Annotated in this window: 26 protein-coding genes; 16 read left to right on the top strand and 10 right to left on the bottom strand. The window is 31.1% G+C overall.

The genetic code is table 11. The features are described from left to right. Window positions 1–35 precede the first annotated feature (35 nt). Window positions 36–1,769: a M14 family metallopeptidase gene (locus WA327_RS13865; protein ID WP_336070705.1), complete on the top strand. Its 1,734-nt coding sequence runs from the start codon at window positions 36–38 to the stop codon at window positions 1,767–1,769. Here WA327_RS13865 and WA327_RS13860 read toward each other — a convergent pair. Then, window positions 1,761–2,342, bottom strand: coding sequence for an NUDIX domain-containing protein (locus tag WA327_RS13860; RefSeq protein ID WP_336070703.1), 582 nt, complete (start codon window positions 2,340–2,342; stop codon window positions 1,761–1,763). The genes WA327_RS13865 and WA327_RS13860 overlap by 9 nt on opposite strands. A gap of 106 nt (window positions 2,343–2,448) precedes the next feature. On the opposite strand from WA327_RS13860, the gene pyrE reads away from it, so the two are divergent. Then, window positions 2,449–3,093 carry an orotate phosphoribosyltransferase gene (gene pyrE, locus WA327_RS13855; protein WP_336070701.1) on the top strand — a complete coding sequence of 215 codons (645 nt, stop codon included), beginning with the start codon at window positions 2,449–2,451 and terminating at the stop codon, window positions 3,091–3,093. 34 nt (window positions 3,094–3,127) lie between these two features. Then, the gene (locus tag WA327_RS13850) at window positions 3,128–3,535 is read left to right on the top strand and encodes an SRPBCC family protein (protein WP_336070699.1); all 408 of its coding nucleotides are present in this window, start codon (window positions 3,128–3,130) and stop codon (window positions 3,533–3,535) included. On the opposite strand, the gene WA327_RS13845 is transcribed toward WA327_RS13850, so the two are convergent. Then, window positions 3,519–4,247, bottom strand: coding sequence for a biotin--[acetyl-CoA-carboxylase] ligase (locus tag WA327_RS13845; protein WP_336070698.1), 729 nt, complete (start codon window positions 4,245–4,247; stop codon window positions 3,519–3,521). The genes WA327_RS13850 and WA327_RS13845 overlap by 17 nt on opposite strands. A 94-nt stretch (window positions 4,248–4,341) precedes the next feature. Between WA327_RS13845 and rsfS the strand changes: the two genes are divergently transcribed. The 7 genes from rsfS (at window position 4,342) to WA327_RS13810 (ending at window position 9,498) form a co-directional block, all read left to right on the top strand. Further along, on the top strand, window positions 4,342–4,713 hold the full coding sequence (rsfS, locus tag WA327_RS13840; protein ID WP_336070697.1) for a ribosome silencing factor: 372 nt from the start codon (window positions 4,342–4,344) through the stop codon (window positions 4,711–4,713). A 9-nt stretch (window positions 4,714–4,722) separates the two neighbouring features. After that, a complete protein-coding gene (gene ftsH, locus WA327_RS13835) occupies window positions 4,723–6,684 on the top strand; it encodes an ATP-dependent zinc metalloprotease FtsH (RefSeq protein WP_336070695.1) in 1,962 nt (653 codons plus the stop codon). Window positions 6,685–6,798: 114 nt separating this feature from the next. After that, window positions 6,799–7,407 carry an LUD domain-containing protein gene (locus tag WA327_RS13830; protein WP_336070693.1) on the top strand — a complete coding sequence of 203 codons (609 nt, stop codon included), beginning with the start codon at window positions 6,799–6,801 and terminating at the stop codon, window positions 7,405–7,407. Window positions 7,408–7,411: 4 nt separating this feature from the next. Beyond that, complete coding sequence (locus tag WA327_RS13825; protein ID WP_336070691.1) at window positions 7,412–8,236, top strand: phosphatidate cytidylyltransferase; 825 nt, start codon at window positions 7,412–7,414, stop codon at window positions 8,234–8,236. Continuing rightward, a complete protein-coding gene (locus tag WA327_RS13820) occupies window positions 8,226–8,876 on the top strand; it encodes a phosphatidylserine decarboxylase family protein (RefSeq protein WP_336070689.1) in 651 nt (216 codons plus the stop codon). The genes WA327_RS13825 and WA327_RS13820 overlap by 11 nt, the downstream gene beginning before the upstream one ends. A gap of 1 nt (window position 8,877) precedes the next feature. Then, on the top strand, window positions 8,878–9,144 hold the full coding sequence (locus WA327_RS13815; protein WP_336070687.1) for an acyl-CoA-binding protein: 267 nt from the start codon (window positions 8,878–8,880) through the stop codon (window positions 9,142–9,144). Between the two features lie 6 nt (window positions 9,145–9,150). Then, window positions 9,151–9,498: an SdpI family protein gene (locus tag WA327_RS13810; RefSeq protein WP_336070685.1), complete on the top strand. Its 348-nt coding sequence runs from the start codon at window positions 9,151–9,153 to the stop codon at window positions 9,496–9,498. Here the strand turns inward: WA327_RS13810 and pafA are convergent. Then, complete coding sequence (gene pafA / locus WA327_RS13805; RefSeq protein WP_336070683.1) at window positions 9,495–11,159, bottom strand: alkaline phosphatase PafA; 1,665 nt, start codon at window positions 11,157–11,159, stop codon at window positions 9,495–9,497. The two genes, WA327_RS13810 and pafA, sit on opposite strands and share 4 nt — an antisense overlap. Window positions 11,160–11,268: 109 nt before the next feature. Between pafA and WA327_RS13800 the strand changes: the two genes are divergently transcribed. Both WA327_RS13800 and WA327_RS13795 read left to right on the top strand, forming a co-directional pair. Then, entirely contained in the window at window positions 11,269–12,006 is a 738-nt protein-coding gene (locus WA327_RS13800; protein ID WP_336070682.1) for an ABC transporter permease, read from the top strand. Next, window positions 12,006–12,773 (top strand): ATP-binding cassette domain-containing protein, encoded by a 768-nt coding sequence (locus WA327_RS13795; RefSeq protein WP_336070680.1) that lies wholly within the window; start codon window positions 12,006–12,008, stop codon window positions 12,771–12,773. The genes WA327_RS13800 and WA327_RS13795 overlap by 1 nt, the downstream gene beginning before the upstream one ends. Here the strand turns inward: WA327_RS13795 and WA327_RS13790 are convergent. From WA327_RS13790 to WA327_RS13780, 3 genes are read right to left on the bottom strand one after another with little or no spacing between them, the layout of a single operon-like run. Continuing rightward, on the bottom strand, window positions 12,770–14,254 hold the full coding sequence (locus WA327_RS13790; RefSeq protein ID WP_336070678.1) for a DUF389 domain-containing protein: 1,485 nt from the start codon (window positions 14,252–14,254) through the stop codon (window positions 12,770–12,772). The genes WA327_RS13795 and WA327_RS13790 overlap by 4 nt on opposite strands. A gap of 14 nt (window positions 14,255–14,268) precedes the next feature. Then, the gene (locus tag WA327_RS13785) at window positions 14,269–15,351 is read right to left on the bottom strand and encodes a mannose-1-phosphate guanylyltransferase (RefSeq protein WP_336070677.1); all 1,083 of its coding nucleotides are present in this window, start codon (window positions 15,349–15,351) and stop codon (window positions 14,269–14,271) included. A gap of 4 nt (window positions 15,352–15,355) precedes the next feature. Next, window positions 15,356–15,955: a SprT-like domain-containing protein gene (locus tag WA327_RS13780; RefSeq protein WP_336070675.1), complete on the bottom strand. Its 600-nt coding sequence runs from the start codon at window positions 15,953–15,955 to the stop codon at window positions 15,356–15,358. Between the two features lie 98 nt (window positions 15,956–16,053). Between WA327_RS13780 and WA327_RS13775 the strand changes: the two genes are divergently transcribed. Next, window positions 16,054–17,313, top strand: a complete 1,260-nt coding sequence (locus WA327_RS13775) for a hypothetical protein (RefSeq protein ID WP_336070673.1) — start codon at window positions 16,054–16,056, stop codon at window positions 17,311–17,313. Here the strand turns inward: WA327_RS13775 and WA327_RS13770 are convergent. Then, window positions 17,310–17,657 carry a helix-turn-helix domain-containing protein gene (locus WA327_RS13770; RefSeq protein ID WP_336070672.1) on the bottom strand — a complete coding sequence of 116 codons (348 nt, stop codon included), beginning with the start codon at window positions 17,655–17,657 and terminating at the stop codon, window positions 17,310–17,312. The genes WA327_RS13775 and WA327_RS13770 overlap by 4 nt on opposite strands. 104 nt (window positions 17,658–17,761) lie before the next feature. Here WA327_RS13770 and WA327_RS13765 point away from each other — a divergent pair, with 104 nt between their 5' ends. Next, window positions 17,762–18,361, top strand: a complete 600-nt coding sequence (locus WA327_RS13765; protein WP_336070670.1) for a nitroreductase family protein — start codon at window positions 17,762–17,764, stop codon at window positions 18,359–18,361. Window positions 18,362–18,414: 53 nt separating this feature from the next. Here the strand turns inward: WA327_RS13765 and argS are convergent, their stop codons facing one another. Next, the gene (gene argS / locus WA327_RS13760; protein ID WP_336070668.1) at window positions 18,415–20,199 is read right to left on the bottom strand and encodes an arginine--tRNA ligase; all 1,785 of its coding nucleotides are present in this window, start codon (window positions 20,197–20,199) and stop codon (window positions 18,415–18,417) included. Window positions 20,200–20,510: 311 nt separating this feature from the next. Between argS and WA327_RS13755 the strand changes: the two genes are divergently transcribed. Beyond that, the gene (locus tag WA327_RS13755; RefSeq protein ID WP_336070665.1) at window positions 20,511–22,574 is read left to right on the top strand and encodes an ATP-binding protein; all 2,064 of its coding nucleotides are present in this window, start codon (window positions 20,511–20,513) and stop codon (window positions 22,572–22,574) included. Between the two features lies 1 nt (window position 22,575). On the opposite strand, the gene ctlX is transcribed toward WA327_RS13755, so the two are convergent. Next, on the bottom strand, window positions 22,576–23,508 hold the full coding sequence (gene ctlX, locus WA327_RS13750; protein ID WP_336070664.1) for a citrulline utilization hydrolase CtlX: 933 nt from the start codon (window positions 23,506–23,508) through the stop codon (window positions 22,576–22,578). Window positions 23,509–23,581: 73 nt separating this feature from the next. Then, window positions 23,582–24,136, bottom strand: coding sequence for a thioredoxin family protein (locus WA327_RS13745; RefSeq protein WP_336070662.1), 555 nt, complete (start codon window positions 24,134–24,136; stop codon window positions 23,582–23,584). Window positions 24,137–24,251: 115 nt separating this feature from the next. On the opposite strand from WA327_RS13745, the gene WA327_RS13740 reads away from it, so the two are divergent. Beyond that, complete coding sequence (locus WA327_RS13740; RefSeq protein ID WP_336070660.1) at window positions 24,252–24,677, top strand: hypothetical protein; 426 nt, start codon at window positions 24,252–24,254, stop codon at window positions 24,675–24,677. Window positions 24,678–24,680 lie beyond the last annotated feature (3 nt).

Here is a 24,680-nt window from a genome sequence, read left to right as displayed (position 1 = left end):
ATATTTGTGACAATTAGATGTAAACAATCGCTTTTATGAAAAAACTTTTTCTTCTTTTTACGGTTATTTTTATTTGTATGTCTTGCGAAGACAAAACACCAAATTTCACCACTGTTTTTGAAACTTCTAACGGAACTAAAACTCCTACTTACAATGAAGTTATTGAGTTTTACAAACAATTAGCAGATAGCTATTCAAGTATTCACATCCAAGCAATTGGTGAAACAGATAGCGGAGAACCTTTACATCTTGTTACGTTAAACCCTGATAGTAATTTCAATTTTGAAAGTATAAGAAACGACAAACGTATTTTATTAATCAATAATGGTATTCATCCTGGTGAATCTGATGGTATTGATGCCACTATGCTTTTATTTAGAGATTTGGTACAAGGTAAAATGAAAATGCCTAAAAATGTGGTTTTGGCAACGATACCTGTTTACAATATTGGCGGTAGCTTAAACCGAAATAGCACCACAAGAACCAACCAAAACGGACCTGAAGAATATGGTTTTAGAGGTAATGCGCGTAACTTTGATTTAAACAGAGATTTTATAAAAGCCGATAGCAAAAATGCTAAAGCATTTGCAAAAGTTTTTCATTTAGTAAAACCAGATGTTTTTATTGATAATCACGTAAGTAATGGTGCAGATTATCAATATACGCTTACACATTTGTTTACCCAACACGATAAACTTAGTGGCGATTTAGGTGAATATTTACACAACACTCTTCAACCTAAATTAGAGCAACAACTAGCCGACAAAAATTGGGATATTACTCCATACGTTAATGTCTTTAATAGTGTGCCAGAAAAAGGGTTTTCTCAATTTATGGATTACCCAAGATACTCAACAGGCTATACAACCCTTTTTAACACGTTGGGTATGATGGTAGAAACACACATGCTTAAACCTTATAAAAAGCGTGTTGAAGGAACTTACGAGCTAATGAAAACAATGATTAACATTGTAAATAAAGAATCAAAAAACATAAAAAAACTGAGAAAAGAGGCTTTTAATAGAACTTACACTAACAATTTATATCCTTTAGATTGGGCGATAGACACAACAAAACAAACTACTTTAAAATTTAAAGGTTATGAAGGCGAAATAATTACAAGCGATATTACTGGTTTACAACGTCTAAAATACGACCGTAACCAACCATTTACCAAAGATGTAGTTTACAAGAATTATTTTAAACCAACAACTAAAGTAAAAATCCCTAAAGCATATATCATCCCTAAAGGATGGTGGCCAATTTTAGAACGTCTAAAAATGAATAATATTGAAATGAAGCCACTAGAAAATGATAGTATTATTACTGTTGAAAGTTATAAGATTAAAAAATTTGAAACACGAAAATCGCCGTACGAAGGACATTATCAACATTACAACACAACCGTTACATCTAGCATAAAAGATATCACTTTTAAAAAAGGAGATCTTTTAGTTGATACAAATCAATATGGAATGAGGTATTTAATTGAAACCTTAGAACCTTCTGCTCCAGATTCATTTTTTAATTGGAACTTTTTTGATACCATTCTTCAGCAAAAAGAAGGTTTTTCTCCTTATGTTTGGGAAGATAAAGCACTAGATTTTTTAAACCAAAACCCAGAAATTAAAAAAGAATTTGACTCCATTAAATCTACAAACAAAAGCTTTGCTACTAATTGGTACGAGCAACTAGACTGGATACATAAACAGAGTCCTAATTATGAAAAAGCGCATTTGCAATACCCTATTTATAGAGTTTTAAAATAATAATTTGATATTAGCATAAGAGTTTTCTAAAGCCTCTTGTGCTTGCTTTTCATTTAACCATTCTACTTTTGTGATACCTTCATTTAATTGCGGATAAAGCTTTCCATTAAAATCTGATGTCATTTTATACCAATGGGTTATTTTAAGCTTGTGTTTTCCGTTACGCTTGTATATATGATAGGTTATAGGAAGTTTTTCAACTATTTCTAAATTTTTAACACCAGTTTCTTCTTCAACTTCTCTAATTGCAGTGTCTTCTATAGATTCTTTTTTTTCGGCTTTTCCTTTAGGTAAATCCCATTTATCATTTCTGTAAATAAATAAAATTTCACCTTTATCATTATATACTTTTCCGCCACCTGCAATTACATTAGGAAGTTTCTTTTTAAAAGCTTTTAATAACTTATCTTCTGCGTGTCCAATAAGTCTAACCGAATTAATCTTTTTCTTACCCAAAGTTTTTATCACAACATTTATGTCTGCATCTTTAAGTAAAAAATTTTTAAAATCTGTCTCTTTCTCTACCGTGGTTGTTAAGTAAATTGGCTTATTGTTTACAAATATGCACTGCATGGTTTAAGTTTTGCTTTTGTATTGTAAAAATATAAAACTAAAGGAATTCTAAATTTTATTTTAAAGTTATTTTTAATTCAAAAAATTTAATATGTAATTTTGCCTCATGATAATTGACAAACACATTGCTAGACAAACTGCAAAAGCATTATTACAAGTTAATGCTATTAAACTTCAACCAAAAGAGCCTTTTACATGGGCATCTGGATGGAAGTCTCCAATTTATTGCGACAACAGAGTAGTTCTTTCTTTTCCACCAATAAGAAATTACATTAGGGAAGAAATGGCTAAATTTTTAGAGTCTCACTATGGCAAACCAGACGTTATTGCTGGTGTTGCTACAGGCGCAATTGGTATTGGTATGCTGGTTGCAGAATATTTAGGCGTTCCGTTTATTTATGTTAGACCAGAAGCTAAATCACACGGAAGACAAAACCAAATTGAAGGCTATGTAGAAAGCGGTCAAAATGTAGTCGTCATAGAAGATTTAATTAGTACCGGTAAAAGCAGTTTAAATGCAGTAAAAGCTTTAAAAGAAGCTAATTTAACTGTTAAAGGTATGATTGCTATTTTTTCTTATGGATTTAAAATTTCTGAAGAAAACTTTGAAAAAGAACACCTTACATTACACACTTTAAGCAACTACGACCATTTATTACAAGAAGCAGCAGCTACAAATTATATTTCTGAAAATGAAATAGAAACTTTAAGTAAATGGAATGCCAATCCTAGCGATTGGAACGTTAATTGATAAGTAAAAAATAGATTAACACACAAAACAAACCATGAAATTAGAATCTCCAAAAGTTACCGTAAATAAATCTACACAAGACACATTTGACTTTTTAAGCGATGTAAAAAACTTTGAAACACTTATGCCAGAAAACATAAGTAAATTTGAAGTTTTAGATAACGATAAGTTTTTATTCGCTTTAAAAGGTATGCCAGAAATAGTCTTGAAGAAAAAAGAAACCACACCACCAAATCAAATTGTTTTAGGTGCTGCTGGCGGAAAAATAGACTTTTCTTTAACAGGAAATATTTCTGAAATAGACGCAACCACAAGCGAAGTACAATTAGTGTTTGAAGGCGAATTTAATGCCATGATGGCAATGATGATTAAAGGTCCTATTGGTAAATTTATAGAGACTTTAGCAACCAATATGCCTAGTGCTATTAATACAGTAGCTTAATAGTTTTTAAATCAAACGTTTCTAAAACATCGTCTTCTAATAAAACTTTAAGAAGACCTTCGTTAGAAACACCTTTTATAAAACCAGAGAATAAGCCTTCTGCATTTTCGAATGTTGAAGGCTTATCTTTTCTAAACAGAAAAGACTCATAAGTTGTTTTAATAGTTTCAAATTGATTGCTTTCAACTAAATCAAAAAGTATTTTTAATTCATTTAAAATAGACTGAAGTAATTCATCTAAATCATAAGACGCACCTGTAATATTTAAAATTGAAGATGCTTGTGGCAAACCAGAAAAATCGACTTGGTTTACATTTAAACCAATTCCTACAACAGATCCTGCAACTTTATTCTGCTTGATAACATTTTCAATTAAAATACCACAAATCTTTTTGTTTGCTGACAAAATGTCGTTAGGCCATTTAACACTTAATTTTGGCAGATTCATTTTTTTTAATGCGTTGATTACAGCCAAACTAGAAACCATACTAATAACAAATTGTTGTTCTAATTTTAAATTCTCAAAACGTTTAAACACACTAAAAGTAAGGTTTTTAGCATCTTGAGACGACCAAACTGTCCCCATTTGACCTCGACCTTTGGTTTGGTGTTTTGCAACAACTACAGTAAAATCTTCAACGTATGTATCTAAGCAAAGACTACGAAGAAACAAATTTGTAGAATCGATGGCATTAAGTTTGATTATACGCATATTAAATAGTTATCTTCGTATTATAAAATCTTATGATTTTTTTAAAGTATAAAGAACTTAAAAATAATAACTTTGCACAAATTAAATCTTATTAATGGCGAAAAAAGAATCTAACGCAGATCTACTTATAACCTCAATTATAGGCGGAATTGAAGATGTAAAAGGAAAAGAAATTAACATTCTCGATCTTAGAGAAATAGAAAACACTGTTTGTGATTACTTTGTTATCTGTGAAGGTACATCAAATACACAAGTTAACGCCATCGTTAATTCTATACAAAAAAAAGTAAGCAAAACATTACAAGACAAACCTTGGCATATAGAAGGCGAAGACAATGCAGAATGGGTTTTAATGGACTATGTTAACGTAGTTGTACACGTGTTTCAAAAACACATTAGAGAATTTTATGATATCGAAAGTCTTTGGGGAGATGCCAAAGTAACAGCTATAAAAACAAATTATTAATAACAATACATGACAAACAATAAAAATAAAAAAACAATACCACCAAAAAAACCTAAGTTTAATCCCTATTGGATTTATGCTGGTTTATTTTTATTCTTCATTGGTTTAAACTTTTTTGGAAGCGATGCTTTAAGCGGAGAAAATAAAACATCACCAGCTCAATTTTTTCAATACTTAAAAGATGGAGACGTAGAAAAAGTAGATATTGTTAACCGAAGAGAAGCAAAAGTTTACTTAACTAAAGAAGCAGAAGAAAAAGAAGTACACAAAAAGTCTATACCAACTGCATTATTTGGAGATTCTAATAACATACCAAATTACACTTTCGAATTTGGTGATCTTCAAAATTTTGAAAATCAGTTAAAAGAAATAAAAGCAAACAACAACATTTCTACATCTGTTGAATATAAAACCGAAACTAACCCTTGGGGCGAATTATTATTTAGCTTACTTCCTTTTATTTTACTAATTGGATTTTGGATTTTCATCATGAGACGTATGTCTTCTGGTGGTGGTGGCGGAGCTGGCGGACAGATCTTCAACATAGGAAAATCTAAAGCAAAATTATTTGACGAGAAAACCGATGTAAAAACTTCATTTAAAGATGTTGCTGGTTTAGAAGGTGCAAAAGAAGAAGTTCAAGAGATTGTAGACTTCCTTAAAAACCCTGAAAAATACACGTCTTTAGGTGGTAAAATTCCTAAAGGAGCTTTATTAGTTGGCCCTCCAGGAACAGGTAAAACTTTATTAGCAAAAGCAGTCGCAGGAGAAGCGCAAGTACCTTTCTTCTCTCTTTCTGGTTCTGACTTTGTTGAAATGTTTGTTGGTGTTGGTGCGTCTCGTGTACGTGACTTATTTAAACAAGCCAAAGAAAAATCTCCATCAATTATTTTTATTGATGAGATTGACGCTATTGGTCGTGCAAGAGGTAAAAACGCCATGTCTGGAAGTAATGATGAGCGTGAAAACACATTAAACCAATTACTGACAGAAATGGATGGTTTTGGTACAAATACAAACGTAATTGTACTTGCTGCAACCAACCGTGCAGATATCTTAGATAAAGCTTTAATGCGTGCTGGACGTTTTGACAGACAAATCTTTGTAGATCTTCCAGACGTTAGAGAACGTAAAGAAATATTTGAAGTTCACTTAAGACCTCTTAAAAAAGCAGAAGGTTTAGACCTTGACTTTTTATCTAAACAAACACCTGGTTTTTCTGGAGCAGATATTGCTAATGTTTGTAATGAAGCTGCTTTAATTGCTGCAAGAAACAATAAAAAAGCGGTAGACAAACAAGACTTTTTAGATGCTGTTGATAGGATTATTGGTGGTTTAGAAAAGAAAAATAAAATTGTTACTCCAGAAGAAAAACGCGCCATTGCCTTTCATGAAGCTGGTCATGCAACTGTAAGCTGGATGTTAGAACACGCTGCTCCATTAGTAAAAGTTACAATTGTACCACGTGGTAGATCTTTAGGTGCTGCTTGGTACTTACCAGAAGAGCGTTTAATTGTTAGACCAGAACAAATGCTAGACGAAATGTGTGCTGCGTTAGGTGGTCGTGCTGCAGAGAAAGTTATTTTTGATAAAATCTCTACAGGTGCTTTAAGTGACTTAGAAAAAGTTACAAAACAAGCTAGAGCAATGGTTACAGTTTACGGTTTAAGTGATAAAGTAGGAAACTTAACTTATTACGATTCGTCTGGTCAAAACGAATATGGTTTCTCTAAACCATACAGTGAGCAAACAGCAGAATTGATTGATAAAGAAATTTCAAATATTATTGAAAAGCAATACGCAAGAGCTATACAACTTCTTGAAGAAAATAAAGATAAGTTAACAGAACTTGCAGAAGTATTACTTGAAAAAGAAGTTATTTTCAAAGATAATTTAGAGAAAATATTCGGTGAGAGAAACTTTAAAAAAGAAGTTCACCTTACAGATCAAAAATCTGACGAAGAAGAATAAACAGCACTTATTTGCTGCTTTTAAGAACAAAAATCTTAGATTATCTCTTTAGATAGTCTAAGATTTTTTATATTTGATATAGTTCAAAATTAAAATTGATTATAGCAAAAGTAAATGAGTCTTTTTAGAAAGTTATTTAGTTCTAAATCTGAAAAGAAAAAAGAAGATGTAAAGTCTAATGAGCGAGGCAAATACATGCCAAAAGTTGAGCTACCTATTGATGAAAGTTTTACGATTAACTTCAAAAAAAATGGTGGTAAATTTTTGTATTGCGATTCGTTAGACGAAGTATACGATAATCTCAACAATATTATACTAGAAAATAACTGGGAAGATCATAAAGTTTTCTTTTATGACAAAAACCTACAAGATAAATTTAAAAGCTCTCAACTAAATGTCGGAGAAAAATTATCTGAGTGTACTTATTTTTTAACAACTTGTGAAAATTTAATTGCAAACGATGGATCGCTTTTAGTAAGCTCTAATCAATTGGCAGAAAAAAAGTTAAACGAATTCCCTAATAACCTTATCGTGTTTGCTACGACTAGTCAAATAGTCCCAACCATTAGTGAAGGATTAAGAGAGATTAAAAGTAAGAATCCTAACAAACTTCCTACAAACATTACTACCATAAAACATTTTAAGCTTCAAGAGGAAAATGACTTTTTATCTTACGGAAGCAGTACAAAAAACTTATATTTGCTGCTGTTAGAAGATTTATAGTTTTATGAGCGAAACATTAACCAGAGGTCTTTCTGGAATTTTATATATAACCCTACTCATACTCTCGTTGTTTAACGAACATGCGTTTGTTATTCTTTTTTACGTATTTGGTATGATTTGTATGGTTGAGTTTTGCAAGCTTATTCAGCTTAAAAGCTATTATCCTTACATCATTTTTACAATTATGTACTTCATCTTTGGATATTGGCAGTTTGTAATGAATTCGCATTTAGGTTTATCTGAAGCAACACAAATTCTTCAAGTTATAACAATTTTTGTACAGCTTCTTCTTATAAAAGACTTATTTTCAGAAAAGAAAATACCTTTATTTAGTTCTAAAAGATATATAATTACTACCTTTTATTTGGCTAGTGGATTTGTGTTTTTGGTATTAATAGGAAGACATGGGCAAAATTTCAATCCAGCACTAGTTTTAGGTTCTTTTATCTTGGTTTGGGTAAATGATACATTTGCTTATTTAGTTGGAAAGAACTTCGGTAAGCAAAAGCTTTTCCCTAGTATTTCACCTAAAAAAACAGTAGAAGGATTTTTAGGCGGTTTGTTTTTTGCGACCATTGCTAGTTATTTTATATTTACTTTTACAGACAATCATTTAACATTTTCTAATTGGTTAATTTTAAGTATTATTATAAGTGTTATTGGTACTATTGGAGATTTAATTGAATCTAAAATAAAACGTCAAGCTAATGTTAAAGATAGCGGTGTGATTATGCCTGGTCATGGTGGATTATTAGATCGTTTTGATAGTATTATTTTTGCAGCTCCTTTTATTTATTTGTTTTTAAGAATTGTAAACTATGTTTCATAAAGAAGGTTTTAAAATTATAGCAATTACATTTTTGTTTATTGCAGTTTCAGCAGTTGTGGTAGACACTTTTGTTATGGCGTTATGGCTTAAATACGTGTTATTTTTTGCCTTATTCATTTTCTTATTTCTAATACTTCAATTTTTTAGAAACCCAAAAAGAAACACCATTCTTAACGACAATACCGTTGTATCACCTGTAGACGGTAAAGTTGTTGTTATAGAAGAAGTTTTTGAACCTGAATATTTCAAAGAAAAAAGACTTCAGGTAAGTGTATTTATGTCTCCGATAAATGTACACGTAACAAGGTACCCAATAAGCGGAAAGGTAAACTTTAGCAAGTACCATCCTGGTAAATATTTAGTAGCTTGGCATCCAAAAGCTAGTACCGAAAACGAGCGCACAACTGTAGTTGTAGAAAACCCTATTTATGGTGAAGTTTTATACAGACAAATAGCTGGTGCATTAGCAAAACGTATTGTTAATTATGCTGTTGAAGGTGATGCTGCTGTGCAAGGTACAGACTCTGGATTTATAAAATTTGGGTCAAGAGTAGATTTATTTTTACCTTTGGACACTAATATTAAGGTAGAATTAAACCAAAAAGTAAAAGGCGGCGAAAGCATTATTGCCGAAATTTAAGATGACTTCCGAAGAACTCGAAAAAGCTTTTCAAGAGGCTGTAGCACAAATCAACAGGCACAAGGAACCTTTTCCTGCAGATTTCTTGTTGCGTCTATATGCTTATTATAAAAGAGCTACAAATGACTACGGAAGACCTAGTAGCAAAAAGCAAATAATTAATGCTTTTAAGACTAATGCGTTGTTTCAAACAAAGAATATTTCTGCAGATGAAGCAAAAGAAAGATATATCGAATTAGTCAATAATTACTTTTTATACAGAAAGTAACTTACCATGAATTTTCTTGTAGAAAACTTACTTTTTCCGAGTTTTTTAAGCGGAATCATTTTTATAATTACAGGTTTTGTAATGTTCAAATTTCCGCCTAAAAACATCAATATGCTTTATGGATACAGAACAACTCGTTCTATGAAAAATCAAGAACAATGGGATTTTTCACAAAAATATTCAGCTAAACTTTTAATATTTTGCGGTGTATTTTTAATCTTGATAAGCAACATTTCATTATTAATTACAATAAACAATAAAGCCAAACTTTTTATCAGCTTGGCTTTAATATTTGGCTCTGTAATCTTTTTACTTTTTAAGACTGAAAACGAGCTTAAAAAACGTTTTCATTAATTTTTTAAAACAAACTCTAGAGGTTTACCGGTTGCTCCGTTAGGAAAAGTAATTCCTAATAAAGCAGAAATTGTTGGTGCTATATCTGGAATAGTCGTATGTGTTGTTGTGCTTCCCTTTGTAATACCATTTCCGTAAAAAATTAAAGGCACGTGCGTATCATAATTTAAAGGAGAACCGTGTGTTGAACCTGTTTTGCTATACTGAATTACTGCTGGATCTAAAACAAATAATACATCACCAGATCGTTTTTGATTATATCCGTTTTGTAATAAATTTTCAATGCCTTTTGTAAACTGAGTTGTGCTCATTGTTGAAGCGGTATATGCTTTATACACTTGATCAAAAGTAATGATTTGATTTACTATTGCTTCTTGTACATCATCTAAATCTAAACCTAATTGTTGTATTTTTTCTCTATCTAAAAATATTTGCTGGTTACTAATATTCTTTAAGAAAGATGATACTTTGTGAGTTTCAATTGTAATATTACCTACTTGTTCTTCAAAAGCAGCACCATCAAAATAACCTGCTGGTATTTTTACACTTTCTAAATATGCAGGCACATTTACTGCACCATGATCTGCTGTTAAAAACACAGTGTAATTACCCTTGCCTACTTTCGCGTCAAGCGTATTTAACAGTTTTTCAATTTCTTTATCTAATCGTATGTAAACATCTTCAATTTCTTTACTATTTACACCAAAATTGTGACCAATATAATCTGTACTAGAATAACTTACAGTCAATACATCTGTGTAGTTATCTTTCCCTAATTGTTCGCCATCTAAAGCAGCGATAGAAAAGTCTGTAACAAGACTATTTCCGTAAGGCGTCGTTTTTAAAATATTATAACCATCATTTGTTTTGCTTAATGCTTTTAAATCATAAGGAAATGTTGCTGTGTCTTTTCCTCTAAATCCGCCTTCAAAATCGTTTAAATCACTTCCACTTTCTGTGTAAGTATTAATATCGTAGAAGGTATCCCAGTCTTTTAAATATTTCTCAGCTGGATTAGTTGCGTTAAAATCTTTAACCCATTGTGGTAAAGTTTCAAAATAATAGGTACTTGATATAAAATGACCTTCATTTTTACCATGAAACCAATACGCAGCATTAGCACTATGTCCTGCTGGCAAAATTGCACCACGATCTTTTATAGATATTCCGATAGTTTTTCCATTCATTTGTGTGAATAATCTATTCTCGTCTGCAAAAGTTGTAGTTTTCATTCTGTGAGGAGACATTTGTCCTGCTTTATCCATTGTTCCAACAGATTGCACAGTTGTATCTCCTGCACAATACACAAAACTATCACTAAACTTGTCGTACCAGTTATTAGCTATAATTCCATGATTTTTTGGTGTTGTACCTGTGTAAACTGAAGCATGTCCTGGTCCTGTATAAGTTGGCACATAATTAAAATGATTGTTCTTGCAGTTAAAACCTTTGTTTATAAGTCTTAAAAATCCGCCATTTCCGTATTTGTTTTCAAATCTTGTTAGGTATTCGTACCTCATCTGATCAACTACAATTCCTACAACCAATTTTGTTTTTCCTGTAGGGTGAATAGTAGTTTCTGTTGAAGTTGAAACAATCTCTTTTTGAGATTGACACGCAAATAATAAAAATATTACGCAAATTGAAAGTAATGGTCTCATGTGATTTAATAAATTTAGACTGCAAAAATACAGTTTTTAAGACATCTAATTTGAAATTAAGGTTAATAAGCTGTTAGAATTTTATATTTTAGCAGTAACAAAAATTGATATGATATACCTTCATTATTTAGGCACTTACTTTTTGATGATTGCTGAAATGTTTAGAAAACCAACCAAATGGTCGGTGATGAAGCAATTAATCTTAAAAGAAATAGACGATTTAATTATTGGCTCTTTAGGTATCGTAGCTTTTATTTCGTTTTTTGTTGGTGGTGTTGTTACTATACAAACAGCTTTAAACATAGATAATCCTTTAATCCCTAAAAACTTAGTTGGATTTGCTACAAGACAATCTATAATTTTAGAGTTTGCACCAACTTTTATGTCAATAATTATGGCTGGTAAAGTTGGATCTTTTATTACTTCTAGTATAGGGACCATGCGTGTTACAGAGCAAATAGACGCATTAGAGGTTATGGGTATTAACAGCTTAAACTACTTAGTTTTTCCTAAGTTTGTTTCATTAATGTTATATCCTTTTGTGATTTCTATTTCTATGTTTTTAGGTATCCTTGGCGGACTTGCAGCTTGTGTTTATGGTGGTTATGCAAGTATGGGAGATTATATAGAAGGTATACAGTTAGATTTTACGCCATTCCATATGGCTTATGCTTTTATTAAAACATTAATTTTTGCTTTTATATTAGCTACAATTCCATCGTATCATGGTTATTACATGAAAGGTGGCGCTTTAGAAGTTGGTAAAGCTAGTACAACATCATTTGTATGGACTAGTGTTGTAATTATCGTATTAAACTATTTATTAACTCAACTACTTTTAAGCTGATGATAGAGGTTAAAAATTTACATAAATCGTTTGGTGATGCACATATTTTAAAAGGAATAAGTACCACTTTTGAAAAAGGAAAAACAAACCTTATCATTGGTCAAAGTGGATCTGGAAAAACTGTCTTTTTAAAATGTTTGCTTGGTCTTTTCAATTATGAACAAGGAAGTATTGCCTATGATGGAAAAATATTTTCTCAATTAAGTGAAGACGAAAAACGAGATATTAGAGCACAAATAGGAATGGTATTTCAAGGAAGTGCTTTGTTTGATTCTATGACTATTGAGGAGAACGTAATGTTTCCTTTAAAAATGTTTACCAAACAAAGTAAAAGCGAAATGCAAGATCGTGTAGACTTTGTTTTAAAGCGAGTTAATCTAGCTGAAGCCCATAAAAAAATGCCAAGCGAAGCTTCTGGAGGAATGCAAAAACGTGTAGCTATTGCACGTGCAATTGTAAATAAACCTAAGTATTTATTTTGTGATGAGCCAAACTCTGGATTAGACCCTAAAACAGCAATTGTAATTGATGATTTAGTAAAAGAAATTACAGAAGAATACCAAATAACAACTGTAATCAACTCGCATGACATGAACTCGGTAATGCAAATTGGCGAAAAGATTGTTTTCCTTAAAAATGGTTACAAAGAATGGGAAGGTTCTCGTTATGACATTTTTAAAACAGACAATGAAGCTGTAACCGATTTTGTTTACTCTTCTGAACTATTTAAAAAAGTACGTCAAATGTATTTAGAAGAACGTGGTTAATTTACTTTTTTAACCACTAAAGTATCTACTTTTAATTTTAACTTTAACCACTTATACAGTTTTGCCTTTTCCTTTTCAGCTTGACTATTATTAACTAGAGAGTCATTCCATTTTACTTCAAAAACAGATAAAGTATCCAGCTTTTTAAAGTTGCTTTTTATGACTTTAGAATAGGCTATTTCATCTATATTTTCATAGTTAATATGAATTTCTTCAGTAAGAGATTTAAAAGGAATTTGATCTTTTTCCAACACAGATAATTCTCTTACTTTATTTTCTAAAATACTTATCTTTTGTTGCTGAGTTAAAAGGTCTAGAGAGTCACGCGTACGTAATTCTTCCATATATTCTAAGTTATTAACTTGTCTATTTTCGGTCTGATTAATTAACAACTCAGTATTGTTTAAATAAGGATAATCTTTTAAGCGTTTTTCTAAAAAAAGTATTGTTTCATCAGAAATAATATCAGAACCAAAAGTTGTTAATTCTATATTAGAAACTCCTGATGGATTGTAATTAGGCACTGCGTACTTTTTTATATAATTTGGATTAGGCAACAATGGTTCAACAATTTCTTTTTCTATAAACTGTTTGGCATTAATTTCAAATTGACTTTCTTTTAAAACACTTAAAAAAGTAAACACTGCAGGAATCATAACAATAATTGCAACTAAAGACGCTACTCTTGCAATACGTTTTCTCTTTGCAGAATTTGCATATTTAAGCATTGGAAAACGTAAAATTTTAAGCACTAAAAATGTTGCTAATGCTATAAAAATAGTATTTATAGTAAACAAATACATGGCTTGACCAAAGTACTTCCAGTTAGCTTTTGCTAAACCATATCCAGCTGTACATAATGGTGGCATTAAAGCAGTTGCAATTGCAACACCAAATATTACAGATGCAATTGTCCCTCGTTTAGTACGCGCAATAATTAAAGCTAAACCACCAAAAAAGGCAATTAGCACGTCACGAATATCTGGCTGTACACGACCTAAAAGCTCAGACGTATCTTCACTTAAAGGAAAAAATCTAAAAAATAAAAATGCTGTTAATAAACTTAGCACAATCATAATTGCTAAGTTGATTAATGATCGTTTTAACGTATCAATATCATTAATAGCTATAGATAAACCTACGCCTAAAATCGGACCCATTAATGGTGAAATTAACATGGCTCCAATGACTACAGCTGTACTATTTGCATTTAAACCAATTGAAGCCACAAAAATAGAACACACCAAAATCCATGCAGTTGCACCTTTAAAAGGAATATCATTTTTGATTGCCTCTATTGTAGCATCTCTGTCAGTATCTTCTCTAAAGTCTAAAAGTTCTTGCAAAAAGTGCTTTATACTTTTAAATAAACCTTCTGCATCTTTTTTTACAGCTTCTTTTTTTTGCTCTACAGCTTCTTTTTGTTTGTCTTCGTCAGAGAAGTTAAACTTGTTTTCGTTAGGATTATTGGTTGTATTCATTCAGAAATTAATAATTATCCGTAGTGCTCACCAAATTGGTCTTTCACTTTTTGAAGCACTTTTTTTATGTCTTGTTCTTTTGTTTTAGGAAAGATAAGCAAAACTTCGTCTTTATCAACAATTATGTAATCGTTTAATCCGTCAACAATTACAACTTTTTCTTTTGCTGTTCTAATCATATTTCCTGAAGCGTCTTCAACTAAAGTTTTTGCATTAACAACCGCATTATTAGCATTGTCTTTGTCTAACTTATCATATAAGCTTCCCCATGTACCAAGGTCATTCCAATCAAAAGTTGCAGGAATGACATACACGTTTTTAGAAGATTCCATGATAGCATAATCTACCGAAATGTTTTCCGCTTTAGCGTAATTTTCTTCAATAAATTCAGCTTCAGCAGCTGTGTTATAAGTTTCTATTCCTTTGTTAAAATGCTCAAATAATTCAGGTTGATTCTTTTTAAAGGCGTTAATTACAGAAGTTGCGCTCCACATAAAAATCCCAGCATTCCACAAAAAGTTTCCTTGAGATAAAAACTGTTTAGCTGTCTCATAATCTGGCTTTTCTCTAAATTGAATCACCTCGCTAATATTTTCTGCGGAAGCATTACCACACTCAATATAACCGTATCCAGTATTTGGGAAGGTTGGTTTGATTCCTAAAGTCATTAACGCATCGTTTTGCTCACAAAACTGAAATGCTTGCTGTACATTTTGACTAAACGCATCTTCATCTTCAATCCAATGATCACTAGGCGCAACAATCATAACTGCATCTGGATTTTCCTTTTGAATTTTTAACGAAGCATATAAAATACACGGTGCAGTGTTGCGCATTGCTGGCTCTAAAACTACTTGTCTTTGTTTAACTTGTGGCAATTGTTGCAGGACCAAATCGTTATATTTTTCATTGGTTAATATGAAAATATTTTCGGTTGGAATTAACTTATTTAATCGCTGAAATGTCTTTTGTAGTAACGTATCACCTGTTCCCAACATATCATGAAATTGTTTAGGAAATTGCTCAGTACTTACTGGCCAAAATCTAGATCCTACGCCACCAGCCATTAAAATGGCATAATAATTTTTATTTTGCATTTTGTTAATTTTCTATAGTTGTTACCTCTGCATTTGCATTAAACAAGTAAATTTTACCTGTTAAAACTTCCACACACTCATAACGTGTACGGCGTTTCTTTAGCTTTTTAAAAATTCTACCGTTGTAAATTTTAAAAGTGCTTTGTAAAGGTATTTCAAATATAAAGGTTTTATCGGTATTAGCGTCAAATTGCTTTAATGCATAGGCTAATTGCACATCTGTATCGCTAGACGCTTTCGGGTTTTTAAAATGTTTAGCTAAAATCGGTAATATTTCAGAAGGAAACACATCTGGATTTAAAAATGGTAACATTAAATATTGAAAAGTACGCTTCCACTCTACTCCATGTGGTTTTATAAACTTTCCGAAGTTTTTATAGGCTTCAAGATGGGCGATTTCGTGAATTAAAGTAATCAAAAACCGATACTTATTTAAACTTCCATTTACTGTAATTTGATGTTTACCATTTGGCAATTTACGATAATCACCATGACGTGTTTTACGTTCTTTTTTTACTAAAACTGTTAGATTATCCTGATCTAAAAGCTGTAATACTTTTGCTACTGAAGCTTCTGGAATATAATGAGAAATGGTATGTTGCATCAAGGCAAAAATAAGAGAAAGTTTTAATAATTTAAACAGAAAACCAACGATTAAATTTTAAACCTTTTTATCAATTATAAGTCCTAGTAAAAAAACTTATGAGGAATTTATATTTATTTATAGTTTTAGTTTGCTTGTCTTGTTCTAAAGATGAAAATTTTCAACCTGCATCAACTCCAACCGAAGAAAAAGATGTTAGAGTTGGAGATATCTCTGTTAATTATGTAAATCCTGAAATTTCTCCTAGCGGAAACTTTATGCTATGGATAGAAATAGACACTACTAATGGCGTAACCTGCAAAGTTTGGCACTGTGGAATAGATCCTGATACAGGAGAATTAATCCCTGAAAACGGTAAAGGTTTTAGTCCTTTTGACTCTAATATTTATGCACGACCTGCAGATTGGGGAATTGATAACCAAGGTCTATTTTATGTAGGAGCAACACATCAAGGACAATTAAAAATGGTTAGACCTACTTCTCCAACTTCAGGAGTTGTTACGAATGTTAATGTACCGATTAATAACAGAAGACGAGTGTTTTATCCTTCGCAATTACCTAATAGCAACCAATCTTTTGTTTTATATATAGAAAACGATGTGGTTAATGGCTTTTCATCGTCAACGCCAGGTAATAACAACTTTCAATTAAGACTTTTAGATTTAAATAACCCTTCAAATGATTATTTAATTGAAGAACAGCCAGCTAATTATCCACTAACAGCTCCAATGGATATTATTGTTCCGAGATGGTTAAAAGGAAGCTCTTATTTTACCTATGGTTACAAAGACCAAAACAATAAAGCGCAAGCCAAACAATTTAATGCATTTACACTTAATGTATCACCAGTTCCTGTGACAAATGATAGCTTTAATAAAATTGATGGTAATACAACGATTAACCCAAATAATGAATTCCAATATTTTTTAAGCGGAATAGATGCTTCAAACACAGCATATGTATACAAACGAAATGAGTTTAATGAAACATTTACACAACATGAAATAATCACTCCGCAATCTGAAAATTTATCAAATCCAGCATTTAATCAATCTCACGAACCATTTTTGTTCAATAATCAACTATTTTCTACTTTTCAATTAAACGATGATGGTGGTAGTTTTATGGAAACAGCTTTTAATCAACCTGGTGAAATTTGGTTAACCACTATAGACGCAGCTCAAAATAAAATGTGGTTATTAAGTGATTTTGATAATACTTTAAATGTTTCTGAACCTGAACCTTATATTGGAAACAATAAAGCTTGGGTATATTATTCTGCTGCAAAAATTGAAGCAGGTATTGTGCCTACTAAAAGACAATTTCAATTAAGAAAATGTGAAGTTCACATTGATTAAAGCTTAGACTGTTGTGCAGTTTCGCCCCATTCTGCAATAGAAATAATTAAAGGAATTAAAGTTTCACCTAGTTCTGTTAAAGAGTATTCTACTTTTAAAGGTGGTTTGGTCGTGTAAACCTTTCGTTTTACTATACCGTCATCCTCCAAAGTTTTTAATTGTAAACTCAAAGTTCTTTCTGTAACAGCAGGCATTTCTTTTCGTATTTCACTATATCGCTTAGGCTTGTCTTTTAAATGATAAATTATTACTGTTTTCCATTTACCACCAATTACACCCATTGTTAGACTAGCGCAACAAGGGTATTCTTTACCATTAAATATATGTTTTCCTTTTGTATACATTGTATTAAAATACTACTATCTATTTTGACCGTTATTGCAAAGATAAAAAACTATACTTATTTTTGCTACTATAAAAATTATAGTATAAAATTAAAATATTGAAAATGAGTTTTATTACCTCAATGCAACAACGTTATACAACTAAAAAGTATGACCCAACTAAAAAAATTGATAGTCAAAAAATTGAAGAACTTAAGCAAATTTTACAACTAAGCCCTTCTTCTATTAATAGCCAACCATGGAAGTTCACTTTTGTTTCTGATCAAAAAACAAAAGAAAAATTATCTGAAGTATCTTGGGTAAACAATGAAAAAGTTATCAATTGTGATACTTTAATTGTTTTGAGTAGAGTTGATAATATTGATGCTTTTGAAAATAGAATTAAAGAAGAATTACCAGAAGGTGCTGTTACTTATTTTAATCAATTTATAAAAACAAAGCCAGAACACGCAGTAAAAGGTTGGTTTGACAGACAAGTATATTTAGCTTTAGGTGTCTTACTAAGCGCTTGCGCCGAAATGGGTATAGACTCTACACCAATGGAAGGTATTATTCCAGAAGAGTATGATAAAATTTTAGGTTTAGATGAATATGCAACATTAGTTGCTGTAGCAATTGGTTACAGAGATGAAGATGACTTTAACCAACCAAGTAAAAAACCCAAATCAAGAATATCTATTGAAAAAATAATAGAAACAGTATAAACTAAAAACGCTTTCAATAATTGAAAGCGTTTTTTATTTAAAATGAAATATTTTTACATTCTTTCAGGTACATTTATACCTAATAAGCTAAATGCATTTTTGATAGTTTTTGCTACTAAATTTGATAATTGAACTCTAAATACAATTTCTTGTTTTGTATCTGCTCCTAAAATAGAAACGTTTTGATAAAAGCTATTAAAGGCTTTTACTAAATCGTAGGTATAGTTTGCAATTAAAGCTGGACTGTGTTGTGCAGCAGCTTGTTGAATTATTTCTGGAAACAATTGTAATTGCTTTATTAATTCGCGTTCTTTTTCATGTAAAGACACTTCATTAGTATCTAATTTCACTGAAGTATCTACATCAGATTTACGAAGTATAGACTGAATTCTTGCGTAAGTATATTGAATAAACGGACCTGTATTTCCTTGGAAATCTATAGATTCTTTAGGATCAAAAAGAATTCGTTTTTTAGGATCTACTTTTAATATGTAATACTTTAATGCGCCAAGTCCAATGGTCTTATAAAGTTCTTGCTTTTCTTCTTCGGTATAACCGTCTAACTTCCCTAATTCTTCCGAAATAGACTGAGCAGTTGTTGCCATATCTGCAATTAAATCGTCTGCATCTACAACAGTACCTTCACGACTTTTCATTTTTCCAGATGGCAAATCTACCATTCCGTAACTTAAGTGATATAGGTTTTTAGCCCAATCAAATCCTAATTTTTTAAGAATTAAAAACAGAACCTGAAAATGATAATCCTGTTCATTACCAACGGTATAAACCATACCACCAACATCAGGAAAATCTTTTATACGCTGTATAGCTGTACCAATATCTTGAGTCATATAAACTGCTGTACCATCTGCACGAAGTACGATTTTTTCGTCTAAACCATCTTCAGTTAAATCGCACCAAACAGAGCCATCTTCTCTTTTATAAAACACACCAGATTTTAGTCCTTCGCTAACAAATTCTTTTCCTAAAAGATAGGTCTGACTTTCATAATATAATTTATCAAAGTCTACACCAAGATTTTTGTAGGTTACATCAAAACCTTCGTAAACCCAACCATTCATTTTACTCCAAAGTGCTACAACATCTGCATCTCCTGCTTCCCATTTTTTTAGCATTTCTTGAGCTTCAACTAAAATTGGCGCTTCTTTTTTTGCTTCGTCTTCAGTTTTACCTGCTGCTTTTAAAGTTTCAATTTCTTTTTTATACTCTTGATCAAACTTGACGTAATAATTCCCGACTAACTTATCTCCTTTTAAGCCTGTAGTTTCTGGTGTTTCATTGTTTCCAAACTTTTGCCAAGCTAACATACTTTTACAAATATGTATTCCTCTATCATTAATAATTTGGGTTTTGTATACTTTTTTACCAGAAGCTTTTAAAATTTCAGCCACACTATACCCTAACAGATTGTTACGTATATGACCTAAATGCAACGGTTTATTGGTGTTAGGCGAAGAATACTCTACCATTACGGCATCGTTTTCCGCGAAAGCATTATTAAAACCATAATTAGTTTCATCCTTTATAACATTAAAAAAGTCTACAAAATAAGATGCACTAATCTCTAAATTTAAAAAGCCTTTTACAACGTTAAAGCCTTCAACTTCATTTACATTTTCAACTAAATAGTTACCTATAGTTTCTCCAATTTGCACTGGATTACCTTTAACTACGCGCAACATAGAGAATACAACAACAGTAATATCTCCAGGAAATTCTTTACGTGTTGCTTGAAATTCTACAGTTTCTAAATCGGCATTAAAATTACTTTTTACTGCACTTTTTATTTGCGTTGTTAAAATGTCTTGAAGATTCATATATACTGAAAAAAATTAAAGCGCAAAGATAGTATTTTTAAGGTTTTAATTGAATTTAACAAAATTTAATTTTACTCAAACCTATCCACAAAAGACTATTTTTTTAGGTCAAAAAAACGAAGTTAACCGTTGGTCTAATTTTTTGGTATTACCTCTTAAAAATTATGTATAACGACTATAATTATTGATTTTTATAGCCATGAAGGAAAAAATCCCTCTACTTTTCTTCATTTTAATTAAACCAAGTTAAGTGTAAGGTTTAAAATAATGGTTTATCGCTTCCGTTATTTTAATATCACTGTGTAAATGAAATGAAGGGACTATTTGTCTTATTTTTTATGCTTTTTGTTGGGTCTGTTGGTTTTTCTCAAAATGAAGAACTAGATAGCTTGACTATTCAATTAGCTTACCAAAACCCTGATACATCAAAGGTTAATACGTCTATTAGTATTATTAAACTTTTGTTTCAAAATAGGGATTTTAGTAAAGCCAATAAATTTATACAACAAAGTGAAAAACTAGCTAACGACCTTAATTACAAAGAAGGTTTGGCTAAAATTGTTTATTACAAAGCTAAAATTTACCAAGAAGAAGGCAGAACAAGTAAAGCGATTAGCACTCTTAAAAATGCCCGTTTATTATTTTCTGAAGTTAAAGACACATTATCTGTTGCAAAAGTAAACAGCAGTTTAGGCGTTTTAGAAATTGAAAACGGCAACTACAAAGAAGGTTTATCTTATGCTCTTTCTTCTATCAATGAACTTGAAAAAAGGAACCGTTTTGACGACTTATCTTCTATTTACAAAAGCTTAGCTAACGCCTACAAAACTTCGGGTAATTTAGACAAAGCCATAACTTACAATCTAAAGCGTCTTAATGCAGACAACCAAAGCAACAATACCAAAAGATTAGTTGAAACCAATAAAGATTTAGGCGATATTTATTCAACTAAAAAGAACTACACACAAGCCATAAGCTATTACGAAAGTGCTTTGGGTTACGCAAATTCAACCGACACTAAATTAAGAGCAAGTATTTTACCATATTTAGGTGATGCCTACTTAAAAAAAGACGACTACAAAACGTCTGCTAGATATTTAGTCGAAGCTATTAAGTTAAATAGAGAAGTAGATAACAAGAAGGAAATGGCTATTGCTTTAAATGCTTTAGGCGAATTAAACCTTGTTCAAAACAGACTACAAACCGCAGAAGAACAGTTACTTGAAGCTGCTAACATTGGTAAAATTGCTAATGATGATGTTGCATTAATGGAAAATTATAGGTTAATGAAAACCTTAGATTCTATTAAAGGAAATTTTGAAAGTGCATTTGTTTGGCAAAGCGAATACCATAAACTAAAAGAAAAATTAGATAGTCAACAAACTAAAGTCACTCCTCTAATTACAGAAGAAGTTGACCAAGAAGCAAACCAAGATACTACATTAATCCCTGATACTACAAACAGTATTAATTCTGTAAGCAAAGATAAGTTTGACAAGTTCAAACTTATCTTTTATGCTTTACTAGCTGCATTTGCTGTTGTACTTACCTTTTTTGTTTTGTTTTTAATGAAACGTAACAACAAACTAAAGTACACAAGAGAACTTGAAGCAAAAAACAAAAAGATAGAACTTCAAAATGAAGCTATTTTAGAGCAAAGTAAACACTTAGAAAACATTAATAAAGTTAAAGACAAGCTATTCTCTATCGTTTCTCACGATTTAAAAGACTCTTTAACTTCAACAAAAGGGTTTATAGATTTACTGAAAGATGGACAATTAAGTCAAGACGAGTTTCATAGTTTATTACCAGAATTGAGTGAAAATGCTAATAATGCTTCACTATTATTATTCAACTTACTAAACTGGTCAAAATCTCAAATGCAATCTTTAGAGCCAAAACCAAGCTTATTTGACATTCAAGATGTATTTGCAGATAAAGTAAAACTTATTGAAAGAAAGCTTGAGGCTAAAGACATTCAACTAATAGATAATACGCTTAGAGATTTTATTTATGCCGACAGAAGCATGGTGGAAATTGTAATACAAAACCTTTTAGCAAATGCTGTAAAGTTTTGTAATAGAGGTGATAGCATTTCTATTTCTAATCAAATTAGCAACGGAAAAGCTATTATAAGCGTTGCAGATACCGGTGTTGGTATTAAAAAAGAAGATATTAATAAAATATTTGGCAACAACACCTTTACTACACGTGGTACTAATAAAGAAAAAGGAACAGGTTTAGGACTAACGATTTGTAAAGAGTTAGTCGAATTAAACAAAGGATCTATTTGGGTAGAAAGTACGGTTAATGTGGGAAGCACATTTTATGTAGAATTACCTAAAAACAAAGTTGAAGATCCTGGTGAGACATGAACTACACCTTCGGTAGAAATACCTCAGCCATCATACACCTCGCGCTTCCGCCACCACAAGTCTCTATAGTCTCTAAACTACTTGATAGGATTGGGCAATGTGCTTCAATCTTTTTAATTTGTTCTGGCGTTAAACTGTCATGTGCAGATTGACTCATTACTAGATATAACTTATCATTATTACCTCTAACTTGCAACATATTTCCTGCAAATTCATGCATTTGAGCTTCGGTAATTTTTATGATTTGCTTTCCGTCTGCTTCTAGATGCTTAACCACATTTTTACGCTCTTTTTTATCGTCTATTGTATCTAAACAGATAACGGCAAATGTTTCTGCAATACACATCATTACGTTAGTATGATATATTGGTAAACGTTTACCATCTACGGTTTGATTAGCAGTAAACACTATTGGTGTAAATTCAAAATCTTCACAGAACTCTATAAACAAATCTTCATCTGCTCTTGGAGAAAGTGCACAATAGGCTTTTCTGTTTACACGGTCTAACAACAAGCTTCCTGTACCTTCTAAAAAGATATCTTCTTCTTCAGCTTCAGTATAATCAATAAAATTATTGATTTTAAAACCTTCTCTTTCTAAACGTAAAAAAACTTCTTCTCTTCTTTCTCTTCTTCTATTTTCAGCAAACATTGGATACAATGCAACATCTCCGTTTTGATGAAAACTTACCCAATTATTAGGAAAAATAGAATCTGGTGTATCTAATTCCACATCATCATTTTCGACAATTACATTAACACCTACATTTTTTAATTTTTCTACAAACGCATCAAACTCTTCTTGTGCTTTGTCATTAACCTCTGCATTTTTTAAATCTATTTCTTCTTGAAAATAGTTATTTACTGCTGTTTGCTCATTCATCCTAAAATTTACTGGACGAATCATTAAAATGGTGTTAGTTGTTTGTTTCATATTAAGAGAAAATGATTTTAAATTGAGCGCAAAATTATGATTTTTAAAAGATATTAATTGCCGTTTTAACTATTTATTTCCACTTAATATTACAACCCATTGATGGCAACTGATTTTCTACTGGTGCCTCATTATTTAAGGTTGCGTTGATGGCAGCTGTTAAATCTTCGCCTGTTAAAGGTTTGTCGTTTCCAGGTCTACTTTCGTCCAAACGTCCATGATAAGTAGATTTTAAATCTTTATCAAATACGTAAAAATCTGGTGTACAAGCTGCATCGTAAGCTTTGGCTATATCTTGCGTTGGATCGTATAAATAAGGAAATGGATATTTATTTTCGGCAGCAACTTCTTTCATTTTATCAGGAGCATCTTGCGGGTAATTTTCTACATCATTACTACTAATAGCAATAAATGAAACACCTTGACTTTTATATTGATTAGCTAGTTCAACAAGCTTACTATTTACATGAATAACAAACGGACAATGATTACAAATAAACATAATTACTGTTGCTTTTTCGCCTTTTAATTGCTGTAAATTAAAGGTTTTACCAGTAACTGAATCTTCTAATGAAAACTCTGGCGCAATTGTATTTAAAGGAAATGGATTTGAAGGTGTTAATGCCATAATATGTTAATTTTTTAGATTTTTATTAGTCTTTTATTTTGAACTTTGAATTAATTTATTTTAATTAGTTGAAGATTAATGTTTTCCCTAACATTCTAACTGATTAATAGCAAATATGAAATTCTCCCTCATTCTATTGCTTTTTATGACATTTACTGTTGTAAAAGCACAAGACACATCTGAAACTGCTCAATTTTTAAACGTTACTAGATATAGACTAAAACCACTAGAATTGGGTTTACATAAAGATATTAATTCTGATAAAGTCTACCTAAAAATTTACAAAAACATAAAAGGAAGCATCGTTGAAGATTATAAGTTTTTTAAGCCTAAAAAAAACGAAATCCTATTCTTTTACGGAGTAAATAATGAGACTAAAAAAACAGAAATGTTTTTTAAAATTCACACTAATTTAAAAGGTGCTTACAAGGAAAAAGAGTTTGAAAAACTAATGAAAATTGTAGAAATACTACAATACAACATTTTTTACAAGGACAATTTTTCTAGTGCAGATGCTTACGCTGCTTTAGAGCGTACTTAATTT

This window comes from Mesoflavibacter sp. CH_XMU1404-2, from assembly GCF_037029465.1.
In the GTDB taxonomy this organism is placed as follows: Bacteria; Bacteroidota; Bacteroidia; order Flavobacteriales; family Flavobacteriaceae; genus Mesoflavibacter.
The sequence above is the reverse complement of the archived record's forward strand: the minus strand, read 5'-3'. Positions and strand labels throughout refer to the sequence as shown.